This is a genomic window from Bradyrhizobium betae, from assembly GCF_004123905.1.
Classification (GTDB): domain Bacteria; phylum Pseudomonadota; class Alphaproteobacteria; order Rhizobiales; family Xanthobacteraceae; genus Bradyrhizobium; species Bradyrhizobium betae_A.
In genome coordinates this window covers 291,506-315,394 of record NZ_MZXW01000004.1, presented here as the reverse complement: position 1 = coordinate 315,394, position 23,889 = coordinate 291,506, and the positions used below count along the sequence as shown (strand labels likewise).

Genomic DNA, 23,889 nt, shown 5'->3' with positions numbered 1-23,889 from the left:
CGCAACAAGCGCTTTCAGTGATCGTAGACTGGCGCAGAAAAAGAAAGACTGGAAACGGATATTTGACGCCTGCTCGAACGCACCAGTTGGATGGCGATGAATGTTGATCAGTGTTCGCCGGGAAGGCTTACACGTAACGTTGCGGGCGGCGGCTCACCACTCCGCATCGACATCCGCCGGCAATAGTACGACCGTTTGCTCGTACGAAATGACGGGTTCGACTGCGTCGGAAACGCTAACCGACGCGAAGAAGGGAATTGAACCCATCCACCAGGTGAAGGATCGGAGCCACGGTAGCGCGAACCAAACGAACGCCGCGATCTGCACGGCTACGTTGAGACCGAACGCGACTTGATACGCCAGGATGGACGTATGGCCATCCTCCTTGGACCATTGCTCCAGGATCAGCCCCGTCCCGTATTGGGCCAAAAATGCCCAACCGAAATGCAGAACGTTCAGGGCGCCGTTGGCACGACCGGTGAGTTCTGGCGGAAAGTAGTCGGCTATTACCGCGAAGCTGACCACTGTCGCAGTTCCGACAATTGCGACAATGGACCACGGCAAACTGGACGGCAAAGGCGCGCGCAGGATCAAGGCAAGCTCGGCGGCGACGAACAGCACTGCGACAATTACCAGTATTGTTTCCGCTCCAACTCCTCTTCGTCTGATGCAATGGACCAATGTGCCGAACAACCAAGCACCGCCGCTAAGTAAGATCGACATCGTGAACAGCTGTCCGACAAGGCTCGCACGATCAAGTCCTTCTACGTCCGTCAGCCACGGCGACGCCCATAATCCCTGGAGAGACCAGGCCGATCCCACGCAAGTCGCTGACAACGGGGCAATTCGCCAAAAACGCCTATCGCCAAAAACGGTGCTAAGGGTGGCCGGGATTGATGCGGATGATGGGATGATGACTCGTTCAGGAACTACGACATAAATGAGCAGGGCCGTGGCACCGGTCACGGCCGCCAGGATTTCAAAGAACTGTCTCCAACCCATCCAAGCGAGGAGGTGCTCGGCGGGAGCCGTGGCGGTCACTGCTCCCAGCGACCCGAGCATGATCATGTAGCCGTTGAGCAAGGCTACTCGTTCCCTGGGAAACCAGAGCACGATGGACTTCAAGCCAGCCGTCAACGCCGCAGCCACCCCAAGGCCGATCATTGCTCGCGAAATCAAGAGCGTCGGCAACCCAGTGGACACCGCGAATAGTCCGGCACCTGCCGCGGCGACCAAGAGCAACGCGCTTTGAACACGACGCGGGCCAAAGCGGTCCAACAATATACCAATAGGGATCTGGGCCGCCGCGAAGACCAGGAAATAGACTGACGTGAGCAACCCGATGTCGGCAGTATCGAGCCCGGTATCCGAGATGAGACTGCCGGCGATCAGAGCGTTGATCGTTCGGAACAGATACGAAAGATAGTATCCTGCAGCAAACGGGAGAAAAACGCGCGCGATGAGCCGCCACGCCACTGAAATTTGCATGCTGGCCCTTCTTGCTCCTCAGCTCATTCGAGCCGATAGCGCGTCCAGCTATTTGTCGGCTTGGCTAAATTGCTGCGGTCGTGGGCTGGCGTAGAAAAAGAAGGACCGGTGAACGGCTTGTCTGCGTAGTTCAATCAGGCTTCGCTGCCGGCTCGTGACGGACAATGTCTTCTGGAATTTCGCGCAGGAAACTCTGTCCCTTCTGCAACCGACGCCCGAGCGCTTCGACAAACCCTTCAAAGCGCTCCCGACCCTTGAGTTGGGCCGCCGCCTGTGCGTCGTTGGGCAATGGCGGCGTGATTGTCAGCCAGAAGCGGATGAAGAGAGCCAGGGTTTCAGCCGTCAAACCAACATCACGCTCCAGCCTCTGCATCTGGCGCGACAGCCGGTCCAGTCGGCGGGTAAATGCCGCCTCTTGTCGGTCTGCTCCATCTGGTGACAGAAACGAAGCGACTGCTGCTTCCACGATCGCGGACCGAGACAGCTTCTTGCGATCGGCAAGATCCGTGATCTGCTTCAGAAGTTCCGGCGGGAAATAGACGTTCATCCGGTCGCGCATAACGCCTCAGAGCTCCATGCCGTCGTTTTGGATCAAGCGCTACTTGGCGGGCAACGCCGCGCTCTGTTGGCGTATGAGCCGGGACTGGCGGACCGCGTCCTCGTCGTCGTCAAGAACAACGGCAAATTCTTCTGCCGGCGTAGGCTCGGTCGTCTCCTTGGCAATCGCAACGTGATCGGGGAGTTCGGGCTCACGGCGAAGACCGCTATTGGCCGTGTCCTCTGCGGCGCTTTCGCCACTGTCGGTTGGACCTGCCGCTGGCGTCACCGTTCCGAGCGCCGACCACCCGTCCGTTCGCGATGACCGTCCGGCGGCCGCGGGATCGGGTGGCGGCAAGACCCGCTCGGTAAACCGCTGATCCTCGTAATAGCGCGCCTTCTTCGCCCTGATCGGTGGCGTGCCCGCCACCATGACGATCTCGTCTCGCGGAGGAAGCTGCATGACCTCGCCAGGGGTCAAGAGTGGCCTCGCCGTCTCCTGCCGCGAGACCATGAGGTGGCCCAGCCAGGGGTTCAATCTGTGTCCGGCATAATTCTTCATGGCCCGCATCTCGGTCGCCGTACCCAGCGCATCGGACACCCGCTTGGCGGTCCGCTCGTCATTCGTCGCAAAGCTGACGCGCACGTGGCAGTTGTCGAGGATCGCGTTGTTGGGCCCATAGGCCTTCTCGATCTGATTAAGCGATTGCGCGATCAAGAAACTCTTGATGCCGTAACCGGCCATGAAGGCGAGCGCGGACTCGAAGAAATCAAGCCGCCCCAGAGCCGGGAACTCATCGAGCATCATCAGAACACGGTGCCGGCGGTCGCTGGCGTGCAAGTCCTCGGTTAAACGCCGGCCGATCTGGTTCAGCACGAGACGGATCAGCGGCTTGGTCCGCGAAATGTCGGAGGGCGGCACCACGAGGTAAAGTGTCGTCGGGCCGACATCAGCGATCAGGTCGGCGATCCGCCAGTCGCACCGGCGGGTCACTTGGGCCACCACGGGATCGCGGTAGAGCCCAAGGAACGACATCGCGGTAGACAGAACGCCGGAACGCTCGTTCTCAGATTTGTTGAGGAGCTCGCGTGCGGTCGAGGCGACCACGGGATGGACGCCCTGCTCGCCAAGGTGCGACGTGGTCATCATCGCCTTCAACGTCGTCTCGATCGGCCGCTTCGGATCGGACAGGAAGGCTGCGACGCCGGCCAGGGTCTTATCACCCTCGGCATAGAGGACATGGAGGATGGCGCCGACCAGGAGCGAATGACTGGTCTTCTCCCAATGGTTCCGCTTGTCGAGTGAACCTTCGGGGTCGACCAGGACGTCGGCGACATTCTGAACGTCGCGGACCTCCCACTCCCCGCGCCGAACCTCGAGCAGCGGATTGTAGGCTGAGGATTTGGGGTTGGTCGGGTCGAACAGCAGGACGCGGCCATGCCGCGAGCGGAAGCCGGCTGTCAGCTGCCAGTTCTCACCCTTGATGTCGTGGACGATGGCCGAACCCGGCCAGGCGAGAAGCGATGGAACGACAAGGCCGACACCTTTGCCGGACCGGGTGGGTGCGAAACACAACACGTGCTCTGGTCCATCATGACGAAGGTAGTCGCGGTCGAGCTTACCCAGCACTACTCCATCCTGACCGAGAAGTCCGGCCGCTTTCACCTCCTCGATGCCGGCCCAGCGCGCCGAGCCATAGGTCTCGACATTCTTGGCCTCGCGCGCCCGCCAGACCGACATGCCGATCGCCGCCGCAATCGAAATGACAGTTCCAGACGCTGCGATGAAGGCCCCCTCGACAAAGACCTGAGGCGCATAGGCGTCGTAGACGAACCACCACCAGAAGAAGATCGGTGGGTAGTAGACCTTCCAACCTGCCAGCACGAACCAGGGGTGGCCGAGCTCCGGCTGGTAGGCGAGCCGCCAGGCGGTCCACTCGGTTGCTCCCCAGATGGCGAGCAAAACGATCAGGCCGACAACGATCACCTGGCCCCAGAGAATTTTGGTTCCGGACATCCCGAACGCCCTTCCGCAACTAAATTGGCGAGATTAGCTAGAGGCCGAGGTCTCGCTTGCGACCAAAACCCCATTCAATGCCGCCGCCGTCCTTCACGACGCCGGTGACGTGCTGGCCGAATCTCTTTTCGAGTTCGCGCGACCAGGGCACGAGCTGAAAGCCAAGTCCGTCATCGATCATGGCGAAACGCCCCGAGGCGAGCGTCAGCCGCTGGCGATACGTGCCGGTCACCTGCTCCCCGGAGGCGGCCTTGACGTGAGGCAGGCCGGTGTCGGCCGAGACTCTTGCCCCCACCTCGTCCAGCTCGCGTCGGCGCAGCGTGTTCAGCAGGTCGCGCTGCAGGATGATGCGTTGGCCCTGCCGCCGCGCCAGACCTTCCTGGATCAGATGCTCGGTCCGCGCTTCCATGGCGTCGCGAGTCTCGCGGCCGAATCCGCCCATGGCGAGTGGCATAGGGTCCCGCTCGACCAGGCGGTGGTCGAGCCAGGTTGCGCCTTTCGCGGTGACCTGCGCACTGAGCTCGAGATCGGAACGGGTCGCAAGCATCACGGTGGGGCTCGGCTCGCCGGCTTGACCAAAGCGTCGCACTTCGACGATCCCGCCGACCCGCGGAGCGTGTTCGAAGGCCTCGACCCCGCGGAAACGGACGTGGTGAGCGCGTCCGTCTGTTCCGTCGATCACGGCGTAGGCCTCCCCGGTCAGTTCGTCATGCAGTCCTCGATCAACCAGCCTTCCGACGATCTGGGATGTCGGCGGCCCACCTTCGATGACATAGTCGGAAACGCCGCGCACCTCCCCGCGCTCGGTAAAGGCGCGGTGCATCGTCTTGATGATATCGCCGCGCATGCCGAGATCGCGTAGGTTATGCTCGGCTTCAAGCCCGACCATCCATTCCCCAGGTGCAGCTGACGCCGCGAGACCCATCTTCTCCAGATGTTGGAGACGACCAACCATCAGGCGCCGGATCTCGGGATCCGACCTGCCGGGATTATTGGGGCGAAGATCGACATAGCCGGTTTCGTCAGCTGCCATCCGGATCTCTTGATCAAGCCGCGTCCATCGCTCCGCTGTGACTTCCCTCTCCAACGAAACTCGGATTTCATGCTCCGGTCTTGGTCCAAGCTCGATGGCAACCAGTTCCTCGGCGCGTGAGCGCAAACCTCGGGTGATGTAGTCGCGGGAGATGACGAGATCGGCGCCCTCTTCGTCGACGCCCCGAACGAGAAGATGGACGTGAGGGTTGTCTGTGTTCCAGTGATCGACGGCCACCCAGTCGAGCCGAGTGCCGAGGTCGATCTCCATCTGCCTGGCCAAGTCGCGGGTGAAAGCCCTGAGGTCAGTCATCTCGCCGGCATCCTCGGGCGAGACGATGAACCGAAAATGATGCCTGTCTCCCTCGCACCGCTCCGCGAAGGCCGCGCCATCGGCACTGTCGCCGCTCACATCGAACATCTCGGCCCGTTCACCGCTCCGAGTCACGCCATCGCGCTTCAGGTATGAAAGATGGGCCGTCAGCGGCGCCGAGCGGAATGCTCGTCCTTTGTGGCGGACAACGCGCGCTTTCACCACGACGCGTCGCGTCGGGCTAAACAATCGGCTGCGGCTAAACGCAAGCCTACCGCGGCCAAACGTCGAGCGCCCATAGGCTGCGGAACGCTTGCCAGCCGCAGCCTGACCCGAGGTGTGCCCGGCTTTCTTCGCGGCGCGTAGCACCTGGTTGATGAAGCTCTTCGGTTTCGGCGCGCGGGTGCTGCGAATGCGCCCGGGTCGAATACGCAGATCGCTGTCGCCCACCGTCATGGCCGGGCCTCAAGAGGCGCAAGAACGCTGACAGTGCCGAAAATATCCTTGATCGCATTGCTAAAAATGCATGGCGCGGCACGCGCCCCGACCGACCGGCACGGTAGAACCCAAGCCATGCCAATGGCTTGCGGGTCTACCGGCGAGCCCCTTTTATCTCGCCGTCCTGCTGTCGTGTTTCCCCACTGCCCTCGCCTTTCCGCCCATTCTTCTCCAGAGCACGCCAATGCTTGCGAGGTTGCGCATTCGGTCATCTCGGGCCTCCCGCATCAGATCTCGCGACGAACAACCCTGTTGCCTGTGGCACGATGGCCGAGATGTCGTGAACGGCAGCGGCCGTTGGAGCCGGGTTCGGCGGGCGCACAGGCTGCAGGCGGGCAGCGGCCTTTGAGCTTTCAGACCGCACAATGAAGAACGATCCCGCCGATGGCCGCAGACTCGCGACCGCGCTGGAAGCGGCAATGTCGTTGCCGATGACTGGCGCAAGCTTCTGCAAATAGGCCTGGGTCTCAGCTGGTAATGGACGGCCGGCGAGATGCTCTTCGTAGCGACCAGGTCCCGCGTTGTAGGCTGCGAGGAAGCCTGGTGAACCGTACCGATCGTGCAGTTCGCGCAGGTACGCGGTACCTGCAAGAATGTTGTCATGGGGATCGTAGGGATCGTTGCCGAGGTCATACCGAAGACGTAGCTCTGCCCACGTCTCTGGCATGATCTGCATCAGCCCCATGGCGCCTTTCAACGATCTGGCGTGCGCGTCTCCGGCGCTTTCGACGTCTATGACTGCGCGTATCCAGCGCACCGGAACGCCGAAGCGACGGGAGGCATCTTTGATGAAATCCGCAAATGGATCGCTAGTCGTATACGTTGCCGGAGGGTCCGCGGGTCGCGTTTCGGCGACAGCAGTAGCGTTACTCACGATCACCGCAACGACCAACGGTACGACTGCGCGCAGGCTCCTCTCGAACAAGCGCACGCATGCCGCCGTGCTCGCCCCCGTCCAGGGTAAAGCTGCTTGGCGCCGGCCTTTCAGCCGCCTTGGACCGCCGCTGCGCGCGACGGCTGCGCAATTGTTGGTCGGGATGGAGGAATGGTGCAGCACTTGGCCGAACAGAGGAATAGCAGATCGGGAACCCAATGCACGCACGATTAATTCTCCCAGGTCCACACAGGGAGCGCGCGGCCGATGATGGCCGATGCCGGCAAGAACCCGAAATAGCGGCCATCCAGCGAGTTGGTGGACTGCCAGTTCATGACGAAGAGTTCGCCCTCGCCGACGACGCGGCAGCCCTGCCATTTCGGGAGCGGTCGGCCGCGGCCATCGCGCTCCCGCGCCTCCCCCATTTCGATCGCGTCGACGGAAAGTGTGAGCCCGCTTCTGCAGACGGTCTGCCCGGGAAGCGCCAGAACGCGTTTGAGCATCGGCAGCCCGGCCGGCAGATAGCCATTCAGATCGAGGAAGGTCGCAAGCGGTTCCGGCGGCTGAACGGCAACGAGCTCGGTGACGAACAGGTTGTCCGACGGCTGCAAACGATAGAGCCCGATCGGCACGCTCTCGGATGCATTCCAGACGTAGACCGGTGTGATCTCCAGAACGGTCGGCACGATGAGAGCGGCGGCGCCGGCAAGCATCGCAGTTAACGCCTTCAACCGTCTTGTCATCGCATGATCCTCTGCCGATAAAGCCAAGCCTGGTGGCGTCCTTTCGTGTAAGGGCGCGGGTTCTCGTTGACGGACAGCCGATTGTGAACGTGATGCCAATAGTCCGGTGCAGCGTCTGCCGGATTGATGTCCACTGCTTCGACGGCATCGATCAACTGGAGCGCCCGTTCGACTTTCGGCCAGCCGGATAGCCGTAAAAGAATCTCACCGCCCGGCTTTACATAGGGCACGGTCGAGCACCGCTGTCCCGGCGCGACCGCGCGCAGGATGTCCATCCGCGAGATCGCGGTTCCGAAGTCGTTCGACGTCCAGCGAACGAACGCAAAGATGCTGCCTGGCGCAAATGACAGCAGCCGCCGGCGGCGATCGAGGATCTTCTCCTCGACAGCACGCCCGAAGCGAATGCGGTTCTCAATGCGCTTCTCGAGCCAAAGGAGTTCGACTTCGGTGAGGTCGCTCATGAGACGCTCCGAGCTTGAAAGATGATCCCATTGCCCCGCTGGAGCGCGCTTGCGACAGCGCGTGGTCGCCGTCGCTGACAGCGAGACGAGGCAGAACAGGCGGATGGTTGCTGGTGGTTGTCCCCAACTGCGCGAATGGTGCCGTCCGTTAGAAGAAATCCGAAGGATTTCTGGTTAGAAGAGTTATGGCGGCTGGAAATCGCTGAGAGACAAGGACTTAGGTCCGATTCCGGTCCCCGATAGCACGAGGATCCGGTCCCTGATGGCACGAGGGTTGTGGTCCCCGATAGCACGAGCTGATTCACAGGCTATCTCCCGACTTCGGAATGAGACCGCGCCGGCGAAGCCGCTCGGTGAATGGATCGACGGGGGTGAGCACGAAATTCAAGCGCTCGGCGCCATTCGCGTCGCGCGAGAGCACCAGTTGATACCCCGGCAATGTCTGCCGCTGGACAATCTGGCGTACGTCGTAAGCAAAATGCTTGAGCGGCGAGAGGCTGCCGGACTTGGCATGGAGATGCACAAGATCGAAACTCCAGCCGCCCTCTTGCCGGCCGCCGTGCTTGCGCACGAGCCGGTAAAGCCAGCGCTCAAGTCCGCCCGTCAGATCAAAATACGCGCGATCGATGGTGAGCACGAGCGCATCATCGATTATGCCGGCATAGAACCAATCCGGCAGGATCAGCTCGAGCCCGAGCGGACGTCCGTTTGCGTCAGCCGTCTCCTTCCATTCGTTGATCCAAGAGAAGCGATGTCGCCGTCGTTCTGCGGGCTGGCGGATCGACGTCAGCACGGTCGTTGATTGCAATCTGTCGAGACCGGCTTTCAGCCGATCATAATCGCGCGCACTCGTGCCGCGGCCAACGAACGTCAGAATCTCGTATGGAGTTGCAGCCATCAGGCGCGAGGTCTTCAGGCCTGCGTCACGGGCTTCGACGATTTGTGACGCAGCCCAGATCAGAACATCGGCGTCCCAGATGGTCGCCATGCCATGCTCCGGCACGGCCTCAACACGAATGGCGACCACGCCGGCACGAAAATCGATGGGAACGACTCGCTTGGTCTTTGCGAGAGAAAAGAACGGATAGGCCATCAGATCCTGTGCGTCGCGCGGCGCCAAATCGCCGGGCAACGCACGAAAAAGCTCAAGCTGATCGCGCTCGGACAGGTATTTGCGCCGCATCGCCATTGTCCTTTTTTGGCAATTAGCGGCGTTCCTGGCCCGCATACGGGCGCAGGGTCGGATGTTTTTTGGCGGGCAATACCGTGCCCTTGCCGGGATCGGAGGTCGATGTCTTGGCGCCGAGATCGGCCCACGCCTTCAGATCATCCAGTGCGTAGACGACGCGACCGCCGATCTTTCGGTAGGTCGGTCCCGTGCCGTACGTGCGGTGTTTTTCGAGGGTGCGGCCGGAAAGGCCCAGATATCGCGCAGCCTCTGGCGTGCGCAGGAATCGCGGCGGTAAGCCGGCCAACGGATCGGACATTTGAGAACTCTGTGATGACGACGCGTACCGGCGGTGGCGCCGGCGGGTGTGCGGTCATCGTGGAGGAGCAGGCCCTCGCAGGGGGATGCCGATGATCGGGGGGTGGACTTTCGATACCCCCGGAGAGGCACTACTTGTCTCTGCGCTTGGGCCGCAGAAGTTCGCGATAGCCGCCGCGCATCAATGCGAGGCCGCTTTGCACGAGACGGATGGTTCGATTGCGCAGATCGTGCGTTTTCCAGGCGCGATCCGGGACACGCTTCTTGCCGAAGTAGACTTCGGCGATCACACGATAAGTATTGCCAGCCGCGCGCGCGTCGAGCGCACGAATGGCGGCGCTCAACCGTTCGCGTCTCTGTTTAGATAGCTCATGAAAAGCGGGCCCCGGCGTGCGCCCATTCACTGCGCGCCACAGCCGTCGGGCAGCATATGCGCGTGCGTCGAAGTCGCCGTCGAACGGCAACTCTGCTACGTAGCTGGCGCCGATAGCTGGCGGCTCTTTGAGCCAGACGCGATGCTCCACTGCGCCCAAGCGAAGGATGGCGTGCCATCCATCGGAGGCACGCCGCACCTCGCCTGCGCCTGCTGCAAGATCTAGCGGTGGCGGAGGCGCGTCACCATTGAGAGGCGACGTGGTCGCTGCGACGGGAATGACAGTAGGCAGAACCTCGGGCGCCCAAAAGATGGTCTGCTCGCTGCAGTACCCTTGTGGGTCATGCGCGAAAGCAGATGCCCCACCTCCTCCTGAATTCCGGCGTTACTTCACCGTCCGGACTGTTGGCGATCATCGCTTGGTAGTCACGGCGATAATCCGCATTGCGACGAAGACATTCCCAGGCGATGTCGGTGATGTCAGCATTTTGCAAGCTCTTGTAAGAGTCCGGCGACCGCCAGTCGAATTCAGGCATTGCTTCCGCCCCATTCACAAAGCTAACGAGGATTGTGGCGCAATAATTCTGATCGATTGGGTTGCAGGAAGCCCCTACTTTGGCACCACGTGGTGCCCGGGGATGACCACCACTCTGCTGGAGAAAATTGTGTTCGCGGCGGAAATATCGTCGGCAGCTTTCTTCTAATTCGAGCCAGCACCGCGCAAAAGACGGCCCTGCCCGGTAACCCACTTAGCGCGCGCAAGGTGACTCAGGTATGCATTCTGTGCACGGTCGGGTTCGTGGTCAGGATCGATGTGCAAGACTATTCGCGCGACTTCACGCCAATCGGCCCCCTCGCTCTCAGCTTGCAGAAGGCGCGCGTACGTTACGATGTGCTGGTTGTCATAGGGCGTGAGCGCCGAATCAGTTGGCGCGACATCCGCGACGTCAGGATCAAGCGGTAGTTTTGACATCGGCCCTACGCCGTACGAACAATCGAAATAAAAATTGAGGCGCATGCATCCAGCCACCTCGCATAGCTTGCGATCGTAGCATATGGCATGCCACCAAGAACCGCCCGGGCACCCTTTTCACTACATTTCAGCAATCGAATCTCCATTCGCGATCACAACCGGGGCGGCGCGTCCGCGTATTATAACACGTAGCGCCAAAATACGCGATTGCCTCCTATCCTGCGGATGGATATTCGCAAGGTCTTTGGAGGAAACGCACGACGATTCCGGCTGGCCCTTGGCTTGAGCCAAGAGGCGGTTGCGGAACGGATGGGAGTCGACAGGGCCTTCATAAGCAGCATGGAAAGAGGGCTGCAAAACGCGACCCTGCTTACGATCTGGCAGATTGCCCAAGCCCTGGAGGTGCGGCCTGCAGACTTGCTTGACGAAAAAGCGTCTAAGATTCGATCCTGATCTTCGCGAGCCGGGCCGAAGGCCCGGCGAGCGCCGGACGCGGACACGCGTCATCGCCGCCGGTCCGGCTTGCCGGACCGGCGGCGATGCATAGGCTACCGGGGAAGTAGCCGCGCAACCGAGCCCGATTGCGCGGCTCGCCTCTCAGATCGCGCGTTCCATCAAGCGCTTTGCCTTCCCCTCCAGTTCAAGCCTCGCGTCCTGATGCGATTTGATGCGGGCCAGCGCCGTAATCCCCTGCACAAAATCAAAGATGCTTTCAGGCTTGCGGTTTTCCTCGCCTAGAACGGTCTCGATAACCTTCGTCGTCTCTGATTTGGAAAACCCGCTCTTTCGCAGGAAGGTTTCCCGATCCTCGTCCGTGCGGGCAACGATCCGCTCCCGTGCGGCCTTGATACCGGCCACGAATGGCGCGGGTGAGGAATTGGCAAAGCTCGTCAGCGCTGGGGCGGCCTCATGCGCGAAACGTTGCCCTGCGAATTTGGAATGCCGGATCGTGATCTCCTCGAAATTCTCGACGCCCCACAGGTTGCGGTTCATGCAGACGGCGCGGAGGTAGAAGCTTGCGATGCCCAGCGTCTTGCTGCCAACCTCGCTGTTCCAGCAGTAAAATCCCCGGAAATACAAATCCGGCGATCCGTCCGCCAAGCGCCCCGCCTCTATCGGGTTGGTATCGTCGACCAGAAACAGGAACACATCCCGGTCGCTGGCGTAGAGCGTGGTGGTGTCCTTCGTGACGTCCACGAATGGATTGTGGGTCATCGTGGCCCAATCCAGCACGCCCGGCACCTTCCACCGCGTATCGCCCGTGCCGTTGCCTGCAATCTTCATCACGGCGGCAACAAGCTCATGGTCCCAGATACGGCCGTAGTCCGGGCCGGTGACCGCGCGAAGCTCGACACGGCCGCTATCGGCTTCCAAGGTCTTCACAAGCTCGGCGCGATGCGACAACAAACCATGTTGCAGATTGATACCTGACAGCGTTGCCGGGAGTTGCCGCAGATACGATGTTGGCGCCCCGACAAGGGCGCACAACTGCCCAAAACTCCAATGGGTCGGGGCCACCGGCTCGGCACGTCCGGGCACGATCAAGGCCAGCCGCTCGACATTGTCGCGGCTGGCCTCCACCCTGATGGCCCGGCTCTCCACCGTCCGCGCTTGCGCATGCTCGGCGCGGCCGCGGACAGCATCGTATAACTCAGGCAAGTTCAGATATCGCTCGTCGTCCGGCCGCGAAAACCATTCCGACGATACACGGCCAACACGCTCGCCGCGCGAAACATCGACGCGAAAGCTGCCGGAAACAGGCCGCTCGTTCTGGGTCAGGTTCATCATGGTCATGAATCATTCTCCTTTGGGGCTGGGTTAAAGCGCAGCGCTGCGCTGCAACCCTGCCCGTCGGCGAGACCGGGGTAGCAAGGGCAAGGGCGGCCGGAGTGGAGGGGGATCACCCGCCCAAGGGGCGCGCGGTACGCGCGCGTCTGCACGCGCCTGGCGCTCATGTCTTCATGTAAATTCTGCGACGGCGCGGAAGACCGGGGAAACCACTCCGGCCGGCGCCGGCTTCGGCGCTTCACCCTTGCGCGCGCGAGGGCGGAGCCCTTCCATGTCCTTTTGCAAGTAAAAAGATGTGCGAGAACCCTCGCCGTGCCGAAGGCACGGCGACAGAGAAGTCTTCTTTTCCTGTTGGGTCGGGGGCGAAGCGCCGATGGCGACGGTCGATCAATCTTCCATTCGCGGGTTGGATACCGCATGAACGCTTTTCGTCGCGGCCTGCCTCTGACTTAGCACGGGCATCGGATTGAACCGGCCCACTGGGCTCTCGAGGATTGCCTGACCTTGCGCTCCGCCCCCGGCCGAACAGGTCGGCGGATTTACGCCTACGGCACCCCAGACCTCACGGCGTGACCGATCGCCCAAACAAAGCCGCTGAGTTCGCGGGCGATCGCGGTGATCACTACCGTGGGCTTCTTGCCCGCGGCGGCGAGCTTGCGATAGCGGCTGCAGAGACGGACCTGCGCCTTCCATGCAATGTCCCGCACTGGCTTTGGTTGATGCCCCACAATGTCGGTCTTGCCCGACGAGACGCGCGGCTGATAGCGATAGCTCCAGGCTGCTTCCACCAGCATGCGGCGCGCCTCGCTATTGCCGGCCCGAGTGATCCCGCCGCGCCGGATGCGACTGCCGCTCGATTGCTCGGACGGCACCAGGCCGAGATAGGCCATGAGCTGGCGAGGAGACTCGAAGCGGCCGAGGTCGCCTACCGCCGCGACGAAGATCACGGAAGAGATGAGGTCGATACCGCGGACGGTCCGCAGTGCCTCAACCAACGGCGCCATCGACCAGTCTGACAACATCGCCGATATCCGCGCTTCGAGCTGATCGCGCCGATCCTGGGCGGCCCACACCGCTTCAACATAATCCTGGAAGACAATCTGGTGGGTGGTTTGCTCGAATGCTTGCGTCGCGAGCCAGCGCCGGTGACGCAGAGTCCAGTTCTTCTTACCTGGGCCGTAGCTCCGGCCACGACGGAGCAGGAAGGCGAGACACTGCTGGCGAGCACGCATCAGCTGCATGACGGCATCCATGCGGGCGCGGACGAGATCGCGGATCGCCTCGTGTACCGGATCAGGAACCCAGACCGCCGTCAGGTCGCCGAAGCGATGCTGCAGGGCGAGCTTCTGGGAATCCCTCCGATCTGTCTTGATCCGATCGCCCGGTTTGCGAGCAATCAGTGTCGGCGCCGCCACCGTGCAGCCGTGGCCAAGATCAACAAGTTGTCGGTAGATGCCATAGCCGCATCCGCCGGCCTCGTAACAGAACTCCAAGCGACGGTCCTCATTGGCCAGTCGCTTGGCGAGTTTGGCAACATCCGTCGGCGTGTTGGGAATGGTGCCGATGAAACGGACTTCGCCATCCCGTCCTTCCTCGGCTGTGGTGACGGAAATGCTCGCCTTGTGAACGTCGAGGCCGACATAGAGTGTCTTCTGCATGATCCCTCCGCATATCGAGACACCACGCACCCATGCGGTGCGGCATCTCGATTGTGAGAGATCGAGCGCCGGTCGTCACCGGGCACCCAAAGGACATACGGACTTAGCAATCCTCTAGCAACAAGGAGGCCGAGGGCCTTCTCCCCCTCTTTCTGCGCCGTTGTGGTCATGAGCACAGAAAAAACCCCGCCTCCGAAGAGGCGGGGTGCGTCGATCCCCTTGGATCAGTCGCCGTTGCGGCGGGACCAGATCAGCGTGAAGCTGTCGTCGCCCTCCCCCTTCACCAGCGAGGCGTAGATCGGAGCCGGGAAGCTCGGATCGTCGAGCTTGACCGAGAGATATTCGCGATCGGTCTCCCGCGCGGTTTTCTTCCAGGCGGCGCCGAATTCGGTGGCGCCGGCGAAGATGCGATAGTCGGGAGCCTTGTCGTTGTCCTTCTCGGTCGCGACGAACTTCGCCTTGACGTTGAGCGTGAGCGTCTTGACCGATCCGGTGTAGCCGTTGTCCGCTGCGGTGAAGGTTCCGATGGTAGCCATGGTGGTCTCCGTTCTGTTTTCGGGCCGCGACCATCGCAGCCTCGATGGCGGTCCTTGGCCCGGGGAGCGATCGGCCCGCAGCCGTCAAGCCCGCAGCGCAGCGGAGGACGGCGGTAGACGGCTTTTTTGCCTCGCGAGGAATGCCGCCACTTCGCGGCAGGGGAAAAAAGCCGGCGGAGCCGTTGCGGGAAGGCGATCGAGGCGAAGCCGCCCCCTCGGGCCTGATCCGTCCATTCGAGGTTGCGTGGGACGCGCCCGTCAAACAGACTGATGGAGATCACCATGACTGCCATCATCGTCGCCGCACAAGGACAGGAATCACCGATCGGATTAAGACGTGTGTCCGCGCATCCACGAAGACGAAGGCGCGACCTGGCGAACGATGGCGCATGATTTCGCATCGCGGCGCTGCCGATCGCGCCGCCCTCGACTTAAGACCCGCTGAAACCAATTTGCGATCTCGATGTCACAGATGGCCGATAGGTCCGCCCCGATCTACGCCTCGCTGGTGAAAGGGAATGGCGACAGCTTCACGCTGATCTGGTCCCGCCGTAACGGCGACTGATCCAACCGGATCGACGCCCCAACTCTTCGGAAGCGGGGTTAACGGGCGCTGACCACAGCATGCCCTTCCCCACTGGCTTCAAGCCAAAAAGCGTCTAGCTTTCCTTGAAGAATGCACCCGGTCGACGGCTTGAGCATCATGAGATTTGCCGCGCGCCCGATGGCGCGCGGCCAGAAACTTCGAAGGTCGCACCATGACAAGCCGGGACCGCGCGAGCGGTCCCGGCCATGTCGTTTACTCGGCGGCGACAGAGTATGCGTCAGGGTTAGCTTCCGTGACGGAATCCGCCTGCGGGTGTTCGGCAGGCTCTTGGCCGGCTCGCGGCGTCCGCATCAGCACCGGCAGCCAGCCGGTTCCGACCAACAACTGCTCGGCGGCTTCCGCCATGTCCTGCTTCTTCATATCCGCCATCCGACCAGCGGCTTCTTCGCTGAGACCTTCCCGCACGGCGGCAAGAATATGCATCTTGGTGACACGCCCCAAATAGGTCCGCACGGTCGGCGTCCAATGCGCGGTCATGTCGAGCGACACGGCCTCCGCCAGCCTGTCCGCCGTCGCCACCGCGCGGGGTCTACGCTCCGATGGCAGTCTCACCGCATTGACCGTGAGCGCAACGCAATGCGCAAACAGCGCCATGCGGCTGTCGTGGTCCAATTCCACGACAAAAGCCCACAGGTCGGCCGCGTCGCGCGGCATCTGCGCCGCCCAACGCGCGTGACGATCCGCCCACGCCTTCCCCGCTTTGGTGTCCTCGATACCATCCGCATGGGAGGCCAGCACCGTACTGACCGGACGGATATCGAGAACGTGCGCGTCCGCACCGCGATAGAAGATTTGCGCAGCGAACGCATGGGTGACGGCAACGACGGCGACTTCCGGGTGCTCACCCAAGGCGAGGCGAAGCCCAAGGGTACGATGCGCCGTGAGATCGCGGATCAGGATATCCGATAGCGGCTTGTGATCGTCGTTCTCATCCTCCGCATCCAAGGTCTCACGACCCGGCTCGTGGTTCGGGCCGGTTCCTCCGTCGTCACTGGCAGTGTCACCGACCTCCCCTTCGTCGCTCCCATTCTGCATTTCCGGCTGCGGTTTCTCGTCCTCGGCCAGTATAAAACCGCGTTCAACCCGCAACGCCCCATCATGGCCGAGGATGACGAAGGCCCCGCATCGGGCGATGTCGGCGGGGTCGTAGGCCACGCGCTTCGCCTCAAGCCGCTCGATCTCGGCCTCAAGCTCGCCGAAACGCGCATCGACCTCGTCAGGCAGTTCTTCGGCGCTTTCATATTGCGCCGTCAGGCCGTTGAATTCGGACTGTGCGGCATCCAGGGCAGCTTGATCCTCCGCCGATAGCTCAACCGGCTGCGGATATGTTCGGCGTAGACCATGGCTGTGGGGGTAGTCGAGGAAGACTTGCGCCCATTTCCACCCCTCGGCCTCCATCAGGGCGTTGGCCTCCCGCCCGAGTTTCGCCAAGACCAGCATATCGAGAAGCGCCACGTCCTCGAAATAGCCGCCGCGATCCTCGGTAAAGAGGTCGCGGAGGATCGTACCGCCAACCTCCGTATACTTTTCTGCGCCGACAAAGATCGCGCGGCGATCCGTGGCGGCGACGTTGGTTTCGGTGAGCAAGCGGCGGATCGTGCTGGCGTCCCGGTTATAGGACAGCCGCTCGAACGCGGCTTCCTGCCGGGCATGGTCCTCGGTGATCGCAAAGGCCATCAACTGGTCAAGCGCCAGATCGCCATTGCGATAGATTTCCATCAGTTTGGGCGAGACCGCACCCAAGCGCAGCCGCTGCCGCACCACGTGAGGCGTGACGCCGAACCGGGCCGCAATCTCCTCCGCGCCGAAACCGCGTTCGTCGGCGAGCTTCTTGAACGCCTCGAACTGGTCGGCGGGATGCATGTTTTCCCGGGTGACGTTTTCGTCAAGGCTGATCTCGTGCGGGTCGTTCGCCGTATCGACGATACAGCGGATCGGCTCGGTCTTCTTGATCTCCTTGCGCTTCACCCGCAGAAGCTGGGCAAGCCGCCTGCCCTCGCCGATGGTGACGGAATAGAAGCCGGTAGCGGCACCATCGCCGTCCAATTCCGGTTCGACGACCAGATTTTGCAAAATGCCCTTCGCGGCGATGCTCGCCGCATAGGCTTCGATCGCCGCCTCGCTATGCGGCGTCTTGCGGGCGTTCTTCGGGGACTTCTTGAGCTTGTTGAGCGGGATGAAAACCTCCGTCCCGCTCTCCACAATGGTTTCTGCGTGCTTGGCCGACATGATTGATCTCCTTTGGGTTAAGGGCGCAGAGCGCACCTGCGCCTGCGCCCCTGCCCGTCGGCGAGACCGGGGGTAGCAAGTGCCAGGGCGACCCGAGTGGAGGGGGATCGCCCGCCCTTAGGGGCCGCTCGAAGAGCGGGTCTGCACAAGCGCATGACTGGCAGCGAAGATTCGGGATGTGCGGAAGCGCGGAAGACCGGGGATACCGCTCGGGTCGGCGCCGGCGTTTGCCGGCGCTTCACCCTGGTGCGCGCGAGGGGCGGAGCCCATTCCATGTCCTTTTGCAAGTAAAAAGATGTGCGAGAACCCTCGCCGTGCCGAAGGCACGGCGACAGAGAAGTCTTCTTTTCCTGTTGGGTCGGGGGCGAAGCGCCGATGGCGACGGTCGATCAATCTTCCATTCGCGGGTTGGATACCGCATGAACGCTTTTCGTCGCGGCCTGCCTCTGACTTAGCACGGGCATCGGATTGAACCGGCCCACTGGGCTCTCGAGGATTGCCTGACCTTGCGCTCCGCCCCCGGCCGAACAGGTCGGCGGATTTACGCCTACGGCACCCCAGACCTCACGGCGTGACCGATCGCCCAAACAAAGCCGCTGAGTTCGCGGGCGATCGCGGTGATCACTACCGTGGGCTTCTTGCCCGCGGCGGCGAGCTTGCGATAGCGGCTGCAGAGACGGACCTGCGCCTTCCATGCAATGTCCCGCACTGGCTTTGGTTGATGCCCCACAATGTCGGTCTTGCCCGACGAGACGCGCGGCTGATAGCGATAGCTCCAGGCTGCTTCCACCAGCATGCGGCGCGCCTCGCTATTGCCGGCCCGAGTGATCCCGCCGCGCCGGATGCGACTGCCGCTCGATTGCTCGGACGGCACCAGGCCGAGATAGGCCATGAGCTGGCGAGGAGACTCGAAGCGGCCGAGGTCGCCTACCGCCGCGACGAAGATCACGGAAGAGATGAGGTCGATACCGCGGACGGTCCGCAGTGCCTCAACCAACGGCGCCATCGACCAGTCTGACAACATCGCCGATATCCGCGCTTCGAGCTGATCGCGCCGATCCTGGGCGGCCCACACCGCTTCAACATAATCCTGGAAGACAATCTGGTGGGTGGTTTGCTCGAATGCTTGCGTCGCGAGCCAGCGCCGGTGACGCAGAGTCCAGTTCTTCTTACCTGGGCCGTAGCTCCGGCCACGACGGAGCAGGAAGGCGAGACACTGCTGGCGAGCACGCATCAGCTGCATGACGGCATCCATGCGGGCGCGGACGAGATCGCGGATCGCCTCGTGTACCGGATCAGGAACCCAGACCGCCGTCAGGTCGCCGAAGCGATGCTGCAGGGCGAGCTTCTGGGAATCCCTCCGATCTGTCTTGATCCGATCGCCCGGTTTGCGAGCAATCAGTGTCGGCGCCGCCACCGTGCAGCCGTGGCCAAGATCAACAAGTTGTCGGTAGATGCCATAGCCGCATCCGCCGGCCTCGTAACAGAACTCCAAGCGACGGTCCTCATTGGCCAGTCGCTTGGCGAGTTTGGCAACATCCGTCGGCGTGTTGGGAATGGTGCCGATGAAACGGACTTCGCCATCCCGTCCTTCCTCGGCTGTGGTGACGGAAATGCTCGCCTTGTGAACGTCGAGGCCGACATAGAGTGTCTTCTGCATGATCCCTCCGCATATCGAGACACCACGCACCCATGCGGTGCGGCATCTCGATTGTGAGAGATCGAGCGCCGGTCGTCACCGGGCACCCAAAGGACATACGGACTTAGCTTTCCTGCGAAAGGAAGAGACCTGTTGGTTGGCGCAAGCCATGCCCGGGAGAAAAAGGCAGCCGCAGGAGCGTCAGCATAGCGCCGACGCGGAACGCGGCGGGACGCGGGACCGACTGCAGTCGCGAGACCGGTTAACAAGGCACCCGAACGCGGGACAGTGATAGCGACGCCGGCATGCAATGACGGCGGGGCCCGCGAGCGAGTGCCTCCGGCGAGCGACTCAAGAGCGACGTCACGACTCGTTGGTATCAATTTTGCATTTGTGATATCGTCTCAATGTTGTGCACGTCGATACACGGCGTGTGCACGTTCACTGAGCCACTTTTTAAAAGAGGACGACATGGCCAAGAAAGCGAAGAAGGCAAAGAAGACCGCGAAGGCAGCCAGCAAGAAGGTAGCAAAGAAGACTTCAAAGAAAAAGAAGTAGTCGCATCCACGACTGAGAGATCGCGCCGCCGGGTTGCACCTCGGACGCAAAGCGAAACCTCTCCCAAAGGATATGAAGTGTCCTTTGCAGCCGTTCAGTATCGCGGCAAGGCAAGATAAGGCCGGACCTTTGTGCAGGTGGCTACTGCATAAAGGTCCGGTTTTTCGTTTCTGCCCGGTGGGCTTGATCTGCTCTTGCGCGAAGGATCGATGCCGCATGGCCGCGACGCTCTTGCGGCGCGGTTCACGAGAGCCTGGTCCGCGAATGCGGACGCGCCCACGATCACGATTTATTTGAAGCTATGGCGTGAGCGCAGCCGCACCTGTCGCACAACTTACTCACGCCGCCGCACGGTCTTCCTTATCGGCGCCAGGCGCCACGATTCCCAACGCGTCGTCCGGCTATGGCCGCTGCAAGGCCTTCGCCTCGTCCCAAGGCGCACGCATCCACACGTCGCGTTCTTCGTCGGTCGTCAGGATTACCGGCATGGCCTTGGGATGGATCAGTTCGACGATCACATTGGATGCGGTGGTCAGAAAGCCGTAAACAAGGTGAGGTCCGGGGATCGGCTTCGATTTGGTTCCGCGATCACTTTGAACTCGGTCCAAAGTCCACCGAAAGCGAACAGCGGCCGGTCGTCGTTCAGGGCGAACCACACGACGTCTTTCTTGCCGGTCGCCGGGTTGGGCTCCAGCGCGTATTCGGCGAAGCTGTTGGACGGTACCAGACAGCGGCTCTCCGGCTTCAGCCAGCCCCGCCAGTGTGGTGATGTAGTGTTGCGGATAAACCTGAGGCTGCGCGCATAGAGGCGGCTCACCGTGATCAGCATGCTTACCAGCATTTGCCCAGGCGCTCCTGTCGATCGAGGTAGGCACAAACTGCCTTGAGGACCCGCCCCTCCGGCGCCGGCACTCACCGAGGCTTCGCTTGGTTTATCCGGACCCAAACTGCACCCGAACGATCTCGCCGAGAGGACAACCACGGCGGCCTAGTGGCCACCGTGGAAGTAGGCTGCAATCGCAATTGCAATCCGTGTGATTGGCCAAAGCATGCGACGGAGAAAGCCCTTCGACACTGACGGCGTCCTCGTCTCCTCAACCTCTTCAGTGATGGTCAGCTTGTAGACACGTTTCATCAGGCATAGCTCCAGCGAGGCGCGAAGCGGCATCGCGCAACAGGTTGACAGTGTGCCTGGAGGAAGCGACAACGGTCGCTGTTAGGGCGGGAGAGTCATCGACCTCCCACCAGGCGGCGGGCGACGCCTCCTACAGCGTCGTCCGTCCACCCTTCTAAGGTCTGATTCTGCAAGGCGACACGCCGATTCGGCGGCTATCCACCGTTATACCCGAAAAACTTCAGGCTTGGTTTTGACCACTTGGTAAGTTGCTTTTTTGCCGCTTACCGATTTTTGATATAATCCCAATGGCTTACGCTGTGAATAAGTTGACCACCAATGCCATTGACATTGAATAACTTATTTCTTCGTCGCAACGACCATCGCGGTAATCATCATAGAACGCCATCGCAAATTTGTTGGCGATAATCCCGCAAATCAGATTCCATGGGCCATTCCCGGGAGCCGCCCATGACGAATACCGCCCGTCCCTTCGGACTTTCTACCGGGACGACCGTGATTGGATTCACCCGTTCGTATCGAAGAATCGGAATTACCGGATCGAGTGCGTCACAACGCGCATTCCCTCCGGCCCCGGCATGATGCACATCGCCAGCCAGCGCGTTGTGGCCACCGTTCAGGCGGCATAACTATGGCTTCTGAGCCTGAACCTCCGTTGTCCAGTCCGCAGGAGTCCACCGCGCTAAGGCGCGCTCAATTCATCGCGCTCGATTCTTCACATCTGGGCAACCTCGCACGCGAACGAGTGTCCAAGGATGCTTCTATACGTCAGGGCGCCGCCGCCCTGGAGCAGGCTATCAAGGAGCGTGGTTATATCCTCGTTCTTAGCATGCACCACTTTCAGGAACTGCTGGTTTACAACGACAGCGACGTCGTCGCGCAGCGCATAGCCTTCATCCAATCGCTGCCGCTGGTGGGCGTCATCAACTCAATTCTTGGCGAAGGTGTTGCCGGGTCGGTATTTGATATCCAGGCAAGCGAAGTGCTGGCCGCTTTTCAGCGGCCCAACGCGACGCCTCGGGCGATCCGAGACGAAGTTGCCACGCAAATGTTTCGGCTCACGTCAGGTGCCGAAGCGGTACGCCCGTTCTTGGTCGACTTGCCTGCCATTCAGGCTGAGTTGACGATGATGGCCGAAAAGCACCGGAACATCGTTGCGATCACGAGTTCTGATTTCGCCAAAATCTCGAAGAAGGTTGTCGAGTTAATCAAAGGAAAACTGCACGCGCCACTCGACATTCAGCGAAATCTCGCACGCCTTGAGGCAGCCCTAAGCGAGGATATCCGCCAACATGGTGACGAGCGGATTTCCAGCCCGGACAGTGTTTCCGCCGCCTTCATGGCGGACATTCGCCGCCGCGGTCTCGCGCTCGCCGACGGCGGAAATCCCGGCCTGCAAATCCTGGCGGCGTGCGATGTCGAGCCCACGGAAATTACACCGACGACCACGGTTGGTGAAGTCGGCGAATGGGCGGTATTTCGTGGAAAGCTCAAGCGATTGAATCGGGTTCTTCAGCTACCGTGGGACGGACTTAAAACCCGCGTCAAGGAAGAGCGGATTCCGTCCGGCGTTATCAGTTCGGCACTCGCACGTTTCCGGCCGCGAACCGACGAATGGAAAGGGAGCGATCTGATCGATGTGCATCTCGCCTGTCTCTCACCGTATGCCGATATCACTTTTGTAGATAAACGGACCCATGAAGGATTACGAATTGCCCGACAGAAAACCCAAGAATTGCCACGGATCATTCACCGCGTGGAAAAGGCGAAGAACACCCGTGTGATCTTGGAACACCTCAGGTGACGCGTACACCCCGAGTTCGCCTTGAGGAAACATCCTTTTTGTTGTGCTTCTTAACCTTCCCGACCGGCAAAGCCCGCTTCGTGACCTTCACCTTATCTTGCGCCTCTTTGAGGCTGTGCTTTTCGACCTCAAAGGCGACTTCCCCTAATTCGTCGGATAGATCGCTGATGATTTGCAGGAATACGATGTTGTCCACGGTCGGGCGGACGATCAGAAGCGAGCTGGTTACCTGATTCAGCGAGATCGCTGTCATATGGATAGGGTCCGTAAAGCCCGAATTGCTCTGCCCAACCAAATGCACCGGCTGCGTCGATTCCGCCGTGCCCAGCATTGCGAGCGCTGGACGATATCCGCCGTGGGTGTGCTGGGAGGCCCAACGATAGCGCGGGCGCCAGTGATCGAGCGCGACGGCTTTCTCAAGTTGCGCAAATGTCGGCTTAGGATTTTTGAGCGCCGGGGAAGCCCAGCCGCGTTCGTTGTGCATTTCTTTTCCAAAACGCGCCTCAAACCCGTCGCAGCGTTGCTTCATCTCCGCTAACTCTTCTTCTAAAAAAGGCGTCATATTTGCGCGTTCCGCGTGCTCGTTGAGCTGCTTGGCCGCATTGAGCGCCGCAAACGGGAAGCTTGCGAGATATCGGTGAGATACCTCCTGATCATGTTTTTGAAGAAACACAGCGGTTACGGCGATTTCGTGCAAGGAGCGCCAACGGCTCAGGGCTCCATCAGGGTATCCGCCGTAGAGTAGACACAACACTTCACGGCTGATGAGAAGTGCGCGCGCATGGAGCGAAACGAGGGCTTCGAACTGATAATCCTTGGCGACGACCGCAGCAGGGCGCTCGGTCTGATTAAATTTTCCGCCAACCTCTTCGGAAATATTCCAAAGCAATTCGAGAAGATCGAGAGGCTTTTTCCAACGCCGATAGTTTCGGCGCTCAAACCCTGCGTCGGATTTCTTGTGCTCGCGAAGCATCTTAGGTGCAGCGCGCTTTAATCCCTTGAGCATTTCCGAAGCCGCGTGCGGCGCGAAGCTCTTCAGCACCAACGTTGGCATTGCAGCAATCTGATCCTCCGTCAGGTCGCTGCGAGACAATGCTTGCACCAAAATATCCTCAAAAGTCTTTTCAAGATTAGTCATGT

Annotated in this window: 20 protein-coding genes and 2 pseudogenes; 3 read left to right on the top strand and 19 right to left on the bottom strand. The window is 61.1% G+C overall.

Going from position 1 to position 23,889, the window contains the following annotated elements; translation table 11 throughout:
* Positions 1-153 precede the first annotated feature (153 nt).
* From B5V03_RS01615 to B5V03_RS42165, 12 genes and pseudogenes are all read right to left on the bottom strand, one after another.
* Complete coding sequence (locus tag B5V03_RS01615) at positions 154-1,488, bottom strand: MFS transporter (RefSeq protein ID WP_129267518.1); 1,335 nt, start codon at positions 1,486-1,488, stop codon at positions 154-156.
* 130 nt (positions 1,489-1,618) lie between these two features.
* On the bottom strand, positions 1,619-2,047 hold the full coding sequence (locus B5V03_RS01610) for a CopG family transcriptional regulator (protein WP_129267517.1): 429 nt from the start codon (positions 2,045-2,047) through the stop codon (positions 1,619-1,621).
* Positions 2,048-2,053: 6 nt separating this feature from the next.
* Positions 2,054-4,042: pseudogene (locus B5V03_RS01605) on the bottom strand (conjugal transfer protein TraG).
* A gap of 37 nt (positions 4,043-4,079) precedes the next feature.
* Positions 4,080-5,843 (bottom strand): relaxase/mobilization nuclease domain-containing protein, encoded by a 1,764-nt coding sequence (locus B5V03_RS01600; RefSeq protein ID WP_129267515.1) that lies wholly within the window; start codon positions 5,841-5,843, stop codon positions 4,080-4,082.
* Positions 5,844-6,093: 250 nt separating this feature from the next.
* The gene (locus tag B5V03_RS01595; RefSeq protein ID WP_129267680.1) at positions 6,094-6,810 is read right to left on the bottom strand and encodes a lytic transglycosylase domain-containing protein; all 717 of its coding nucleotides are present in this window, start codon (positions 6,808-6,810) and stop codon (positions 6,094-6,096) included.
* A 179-nt stretch (positions 6,811-6,989) separates the two neighbouring features.
* Entirely contained in the window at positions 6,990-7,502 is a 513-nt protein-coding gene (locus tag B5V03_RS01590; protein WP_129267514.1) for a S26 family signal peptidase, read from the bottom strand.
* Positions 7,499-7,963: a DUF2840 domain-containing protein gene (locus tag B5V03_RS01585; protein ID WP_129267513.1), complete on the bottom strand. Its 465-nt coding sequence runs from the start codon at positions 7,961-7,963 to the stop codon at positions 7,499-7,501. The genes B5V03_RS01590 and B5V03_RS01585 overlap by 4 nt, the downstream gene beginning before the upstream one ends.
* A gap of 301 nt (positions 7,964-8,264) precedes the next feature.
* Positions 8,265-9,146, bottom strand: a complete 882-nt coding sequence (locus tag B5V03_RS01580; protein ID WP_129267512.1) for a replication initiator protein A — start codon at positions 9,144-9,146, stop codon at positions 8,265-8,267.
* A gap of 22 nt (positions 9,147-9,168) precedes the next feature.
* On the bottom strand, positions 9,169-9,450 hold the full coding sequence (locus tag B5V03_RS01575; RefSeq protein ID WP_129267511.1) for a helix-turn-helix transcriptional regulator: 282 nt from the start codon (positions 9,448-9,450) through the stop codon (positions 9,169-9,171).
* 130 nt (positions 9,451-9,580) lie between these two features.
* The gene (locus B5V03_RS01570) at positions 9,581-10,021 is read right to left on the bottom strand and encodes a DUF2285 domain-containing protein (RefSeq protein ID WP_349643381.1); all 441 of its coding nucleotides are present in this window, start codon (positions 10,019-10,021) and stop codon (positions 9,581-9,583) included.
* A 142-nt stretch (positions 10,022-10,163) separates the two neighbouring features.
* Positions 10,164-10,358, bottom strand: a complete 195-nt coding sequence (locus B5V03_RS01565) for a transcriptional regulator domain-containing protein (protein WP_129267509.1) — start codon at positions 10,356-10,358, stop codon at positions 10,164-10,166.
* A gap of 164 nt (positions 10,359-10,522) precedes the next feature.
* Positions 10,523-10,795 carry a DUF2285 domain-containing protein gene (locus B5V03_RS42165; protein ID WP_129267679.1) on the bottom strand — a complete coding sequence of 91 codons (273 nt, stop codon included), beginning with the start codon at positions 10,793-10,795 and terminating at the stop codon, positions 10,523-10,525.
* 225 nt (positions 10,796-11,020) lie between these two features.
* Here B5V03_RS42165 and B5V03_RS01555 point away from each other — a divergent pair, with 225 nt between their 5' ends.
* On the top strand, positions 11,021-11,248 hold the full coding sequence (locus B5V03_RS01555; RefSeq protein ID WP_129267508.1) for a helix-turn-helix domain-containing protein: 228 nt from the start codon (positions 11,021-11,023) through the stop codon (positions 11,246-11,248).
* A 144-nt stretch (positions 11,249-11,392) separates the two neighbouring features.
* Here B5V03_RS01555 and B5V03_RS01550 read toward each other — a convergent pair whose 3' ends face one another.
* The 5 genes from B5V03_RS01550 to B5V03_RS01525 form a co-directional block, all read right to left on the bottom strand.
* Entirely contained in the window at positions 11,393-12,589 is a 1,197-nt protein-coding gene (locus B5V03_RS01550; RefSeq protein WP_129267507.1) for a DUF932 domain-containing protein, read from the bottom strand.
* A gap of 539 nt (positions 12,590-13,128) precedes the next feature.
* Complete coding sequence (locus tag B5V03_RS01545) at positions 13,129-14,241, bottom strand: IS110 family transposase (protein WP_164987715.1); 1,113 nt, start codon at positions 14,239-14,241, stop codon at positions 13,129-13,131.
* Between the two features lie 224 nt (positions 14,242-14,465).
* Positions 14,466-14,777, bottom strand: a complete 312-nt coding sequence (locus B5V03_RS01540) for a DUF736 domain-containing protein (protein ID WP_100175901.1) — start codon at positions 14,775-14,777, stop codon at positions 14,466-14,468.
* A gap of 799 nt (positions 14,778-15,576) precedes the next feature.
* Complete coding sequence (locus B5V03_RS01530; protein ID WP_129267506.1) at positions 15,577-17,613, bottom strand: ParB/RepB/Spo0J family partition protein; 2,037 nt, start codon at positions 17,611-17,613, stop codon at positions 15,577-15,579.
* 547 nt (positions 17,614-18,160) lie between these two features.
* Positions 18,161-19,273, bottom strand: a complete 1,113-nt coding sequence (locus tag B5V03_RS01525) for an IS110 family transposase (RefSeq protein WP_164987715.1) — start codon at positions 19,271-19,273, stop codon at positions 18,161-18,163.
* A gap of 410 nt (positions 19,274-19,683) precedes the next feature.
* On the opposite strand from B5V03_RS01525, the gene B5V03_RS41270 reads away from it, so the two are divergent.
* On the top strand, positions 19,684-19,929 hold the full coding sequence (locus tag B5V03_RS41270) for a hypothetical protein (protein WP_164987696.1): 246 nt from the start codon (positions 19,684-19,686) through the stop codon (positions 19,927-19,929).
* Between the two features lie 219 nt (positions 19,930-20,148).
* Here the strand turns inward: B5V03_RS41270 and B5V03_RS01515 are convergent.
* A pseudogene (locus B5V03_RS01515) lies at positions 20,149-20,594 on the bottom strand (SOS response-associated peptidase family protein); the annotation flags it as partial.
* Positions 20,595-21,576: 982 nt separating this feature from the next.
* On the opposite strand from B5V03_RS01515, the gene B5V03_RS01510 reads away from it, so the two are divergent.
* A complete protein-coding gene (locus B5V03_RS01510; RefSeq protein ID WP_129267504.1) occupies positions 21,577-22,749 on the top strand; it encodes a hypothetical protein in 1,173 nt (390 codons plus the stop codon).
* On the opposite strand, the gene B5V03_RS01505 is transcribed toward B5V03_RS01510, so the two are convergent.
* Positions 22,742-23,887 carry a DUF5677 domain-containing protein gene (locus B5V03_RS01505; protein WP_129267503.1) on the bottom strand — a complete coding sequence of 382 codons (1,146 nt, stop codon included), beginning with the start codon at positions 23,885-23,887 and terminating at the stop codon, positions 22,742-22,744. The genes B5V03_RS01510 and B5V03_RS01505 overlap by 8 nt on opposite strands.
* Positions 23,888-23,889 lie beyond the last annotated feature (2 nt).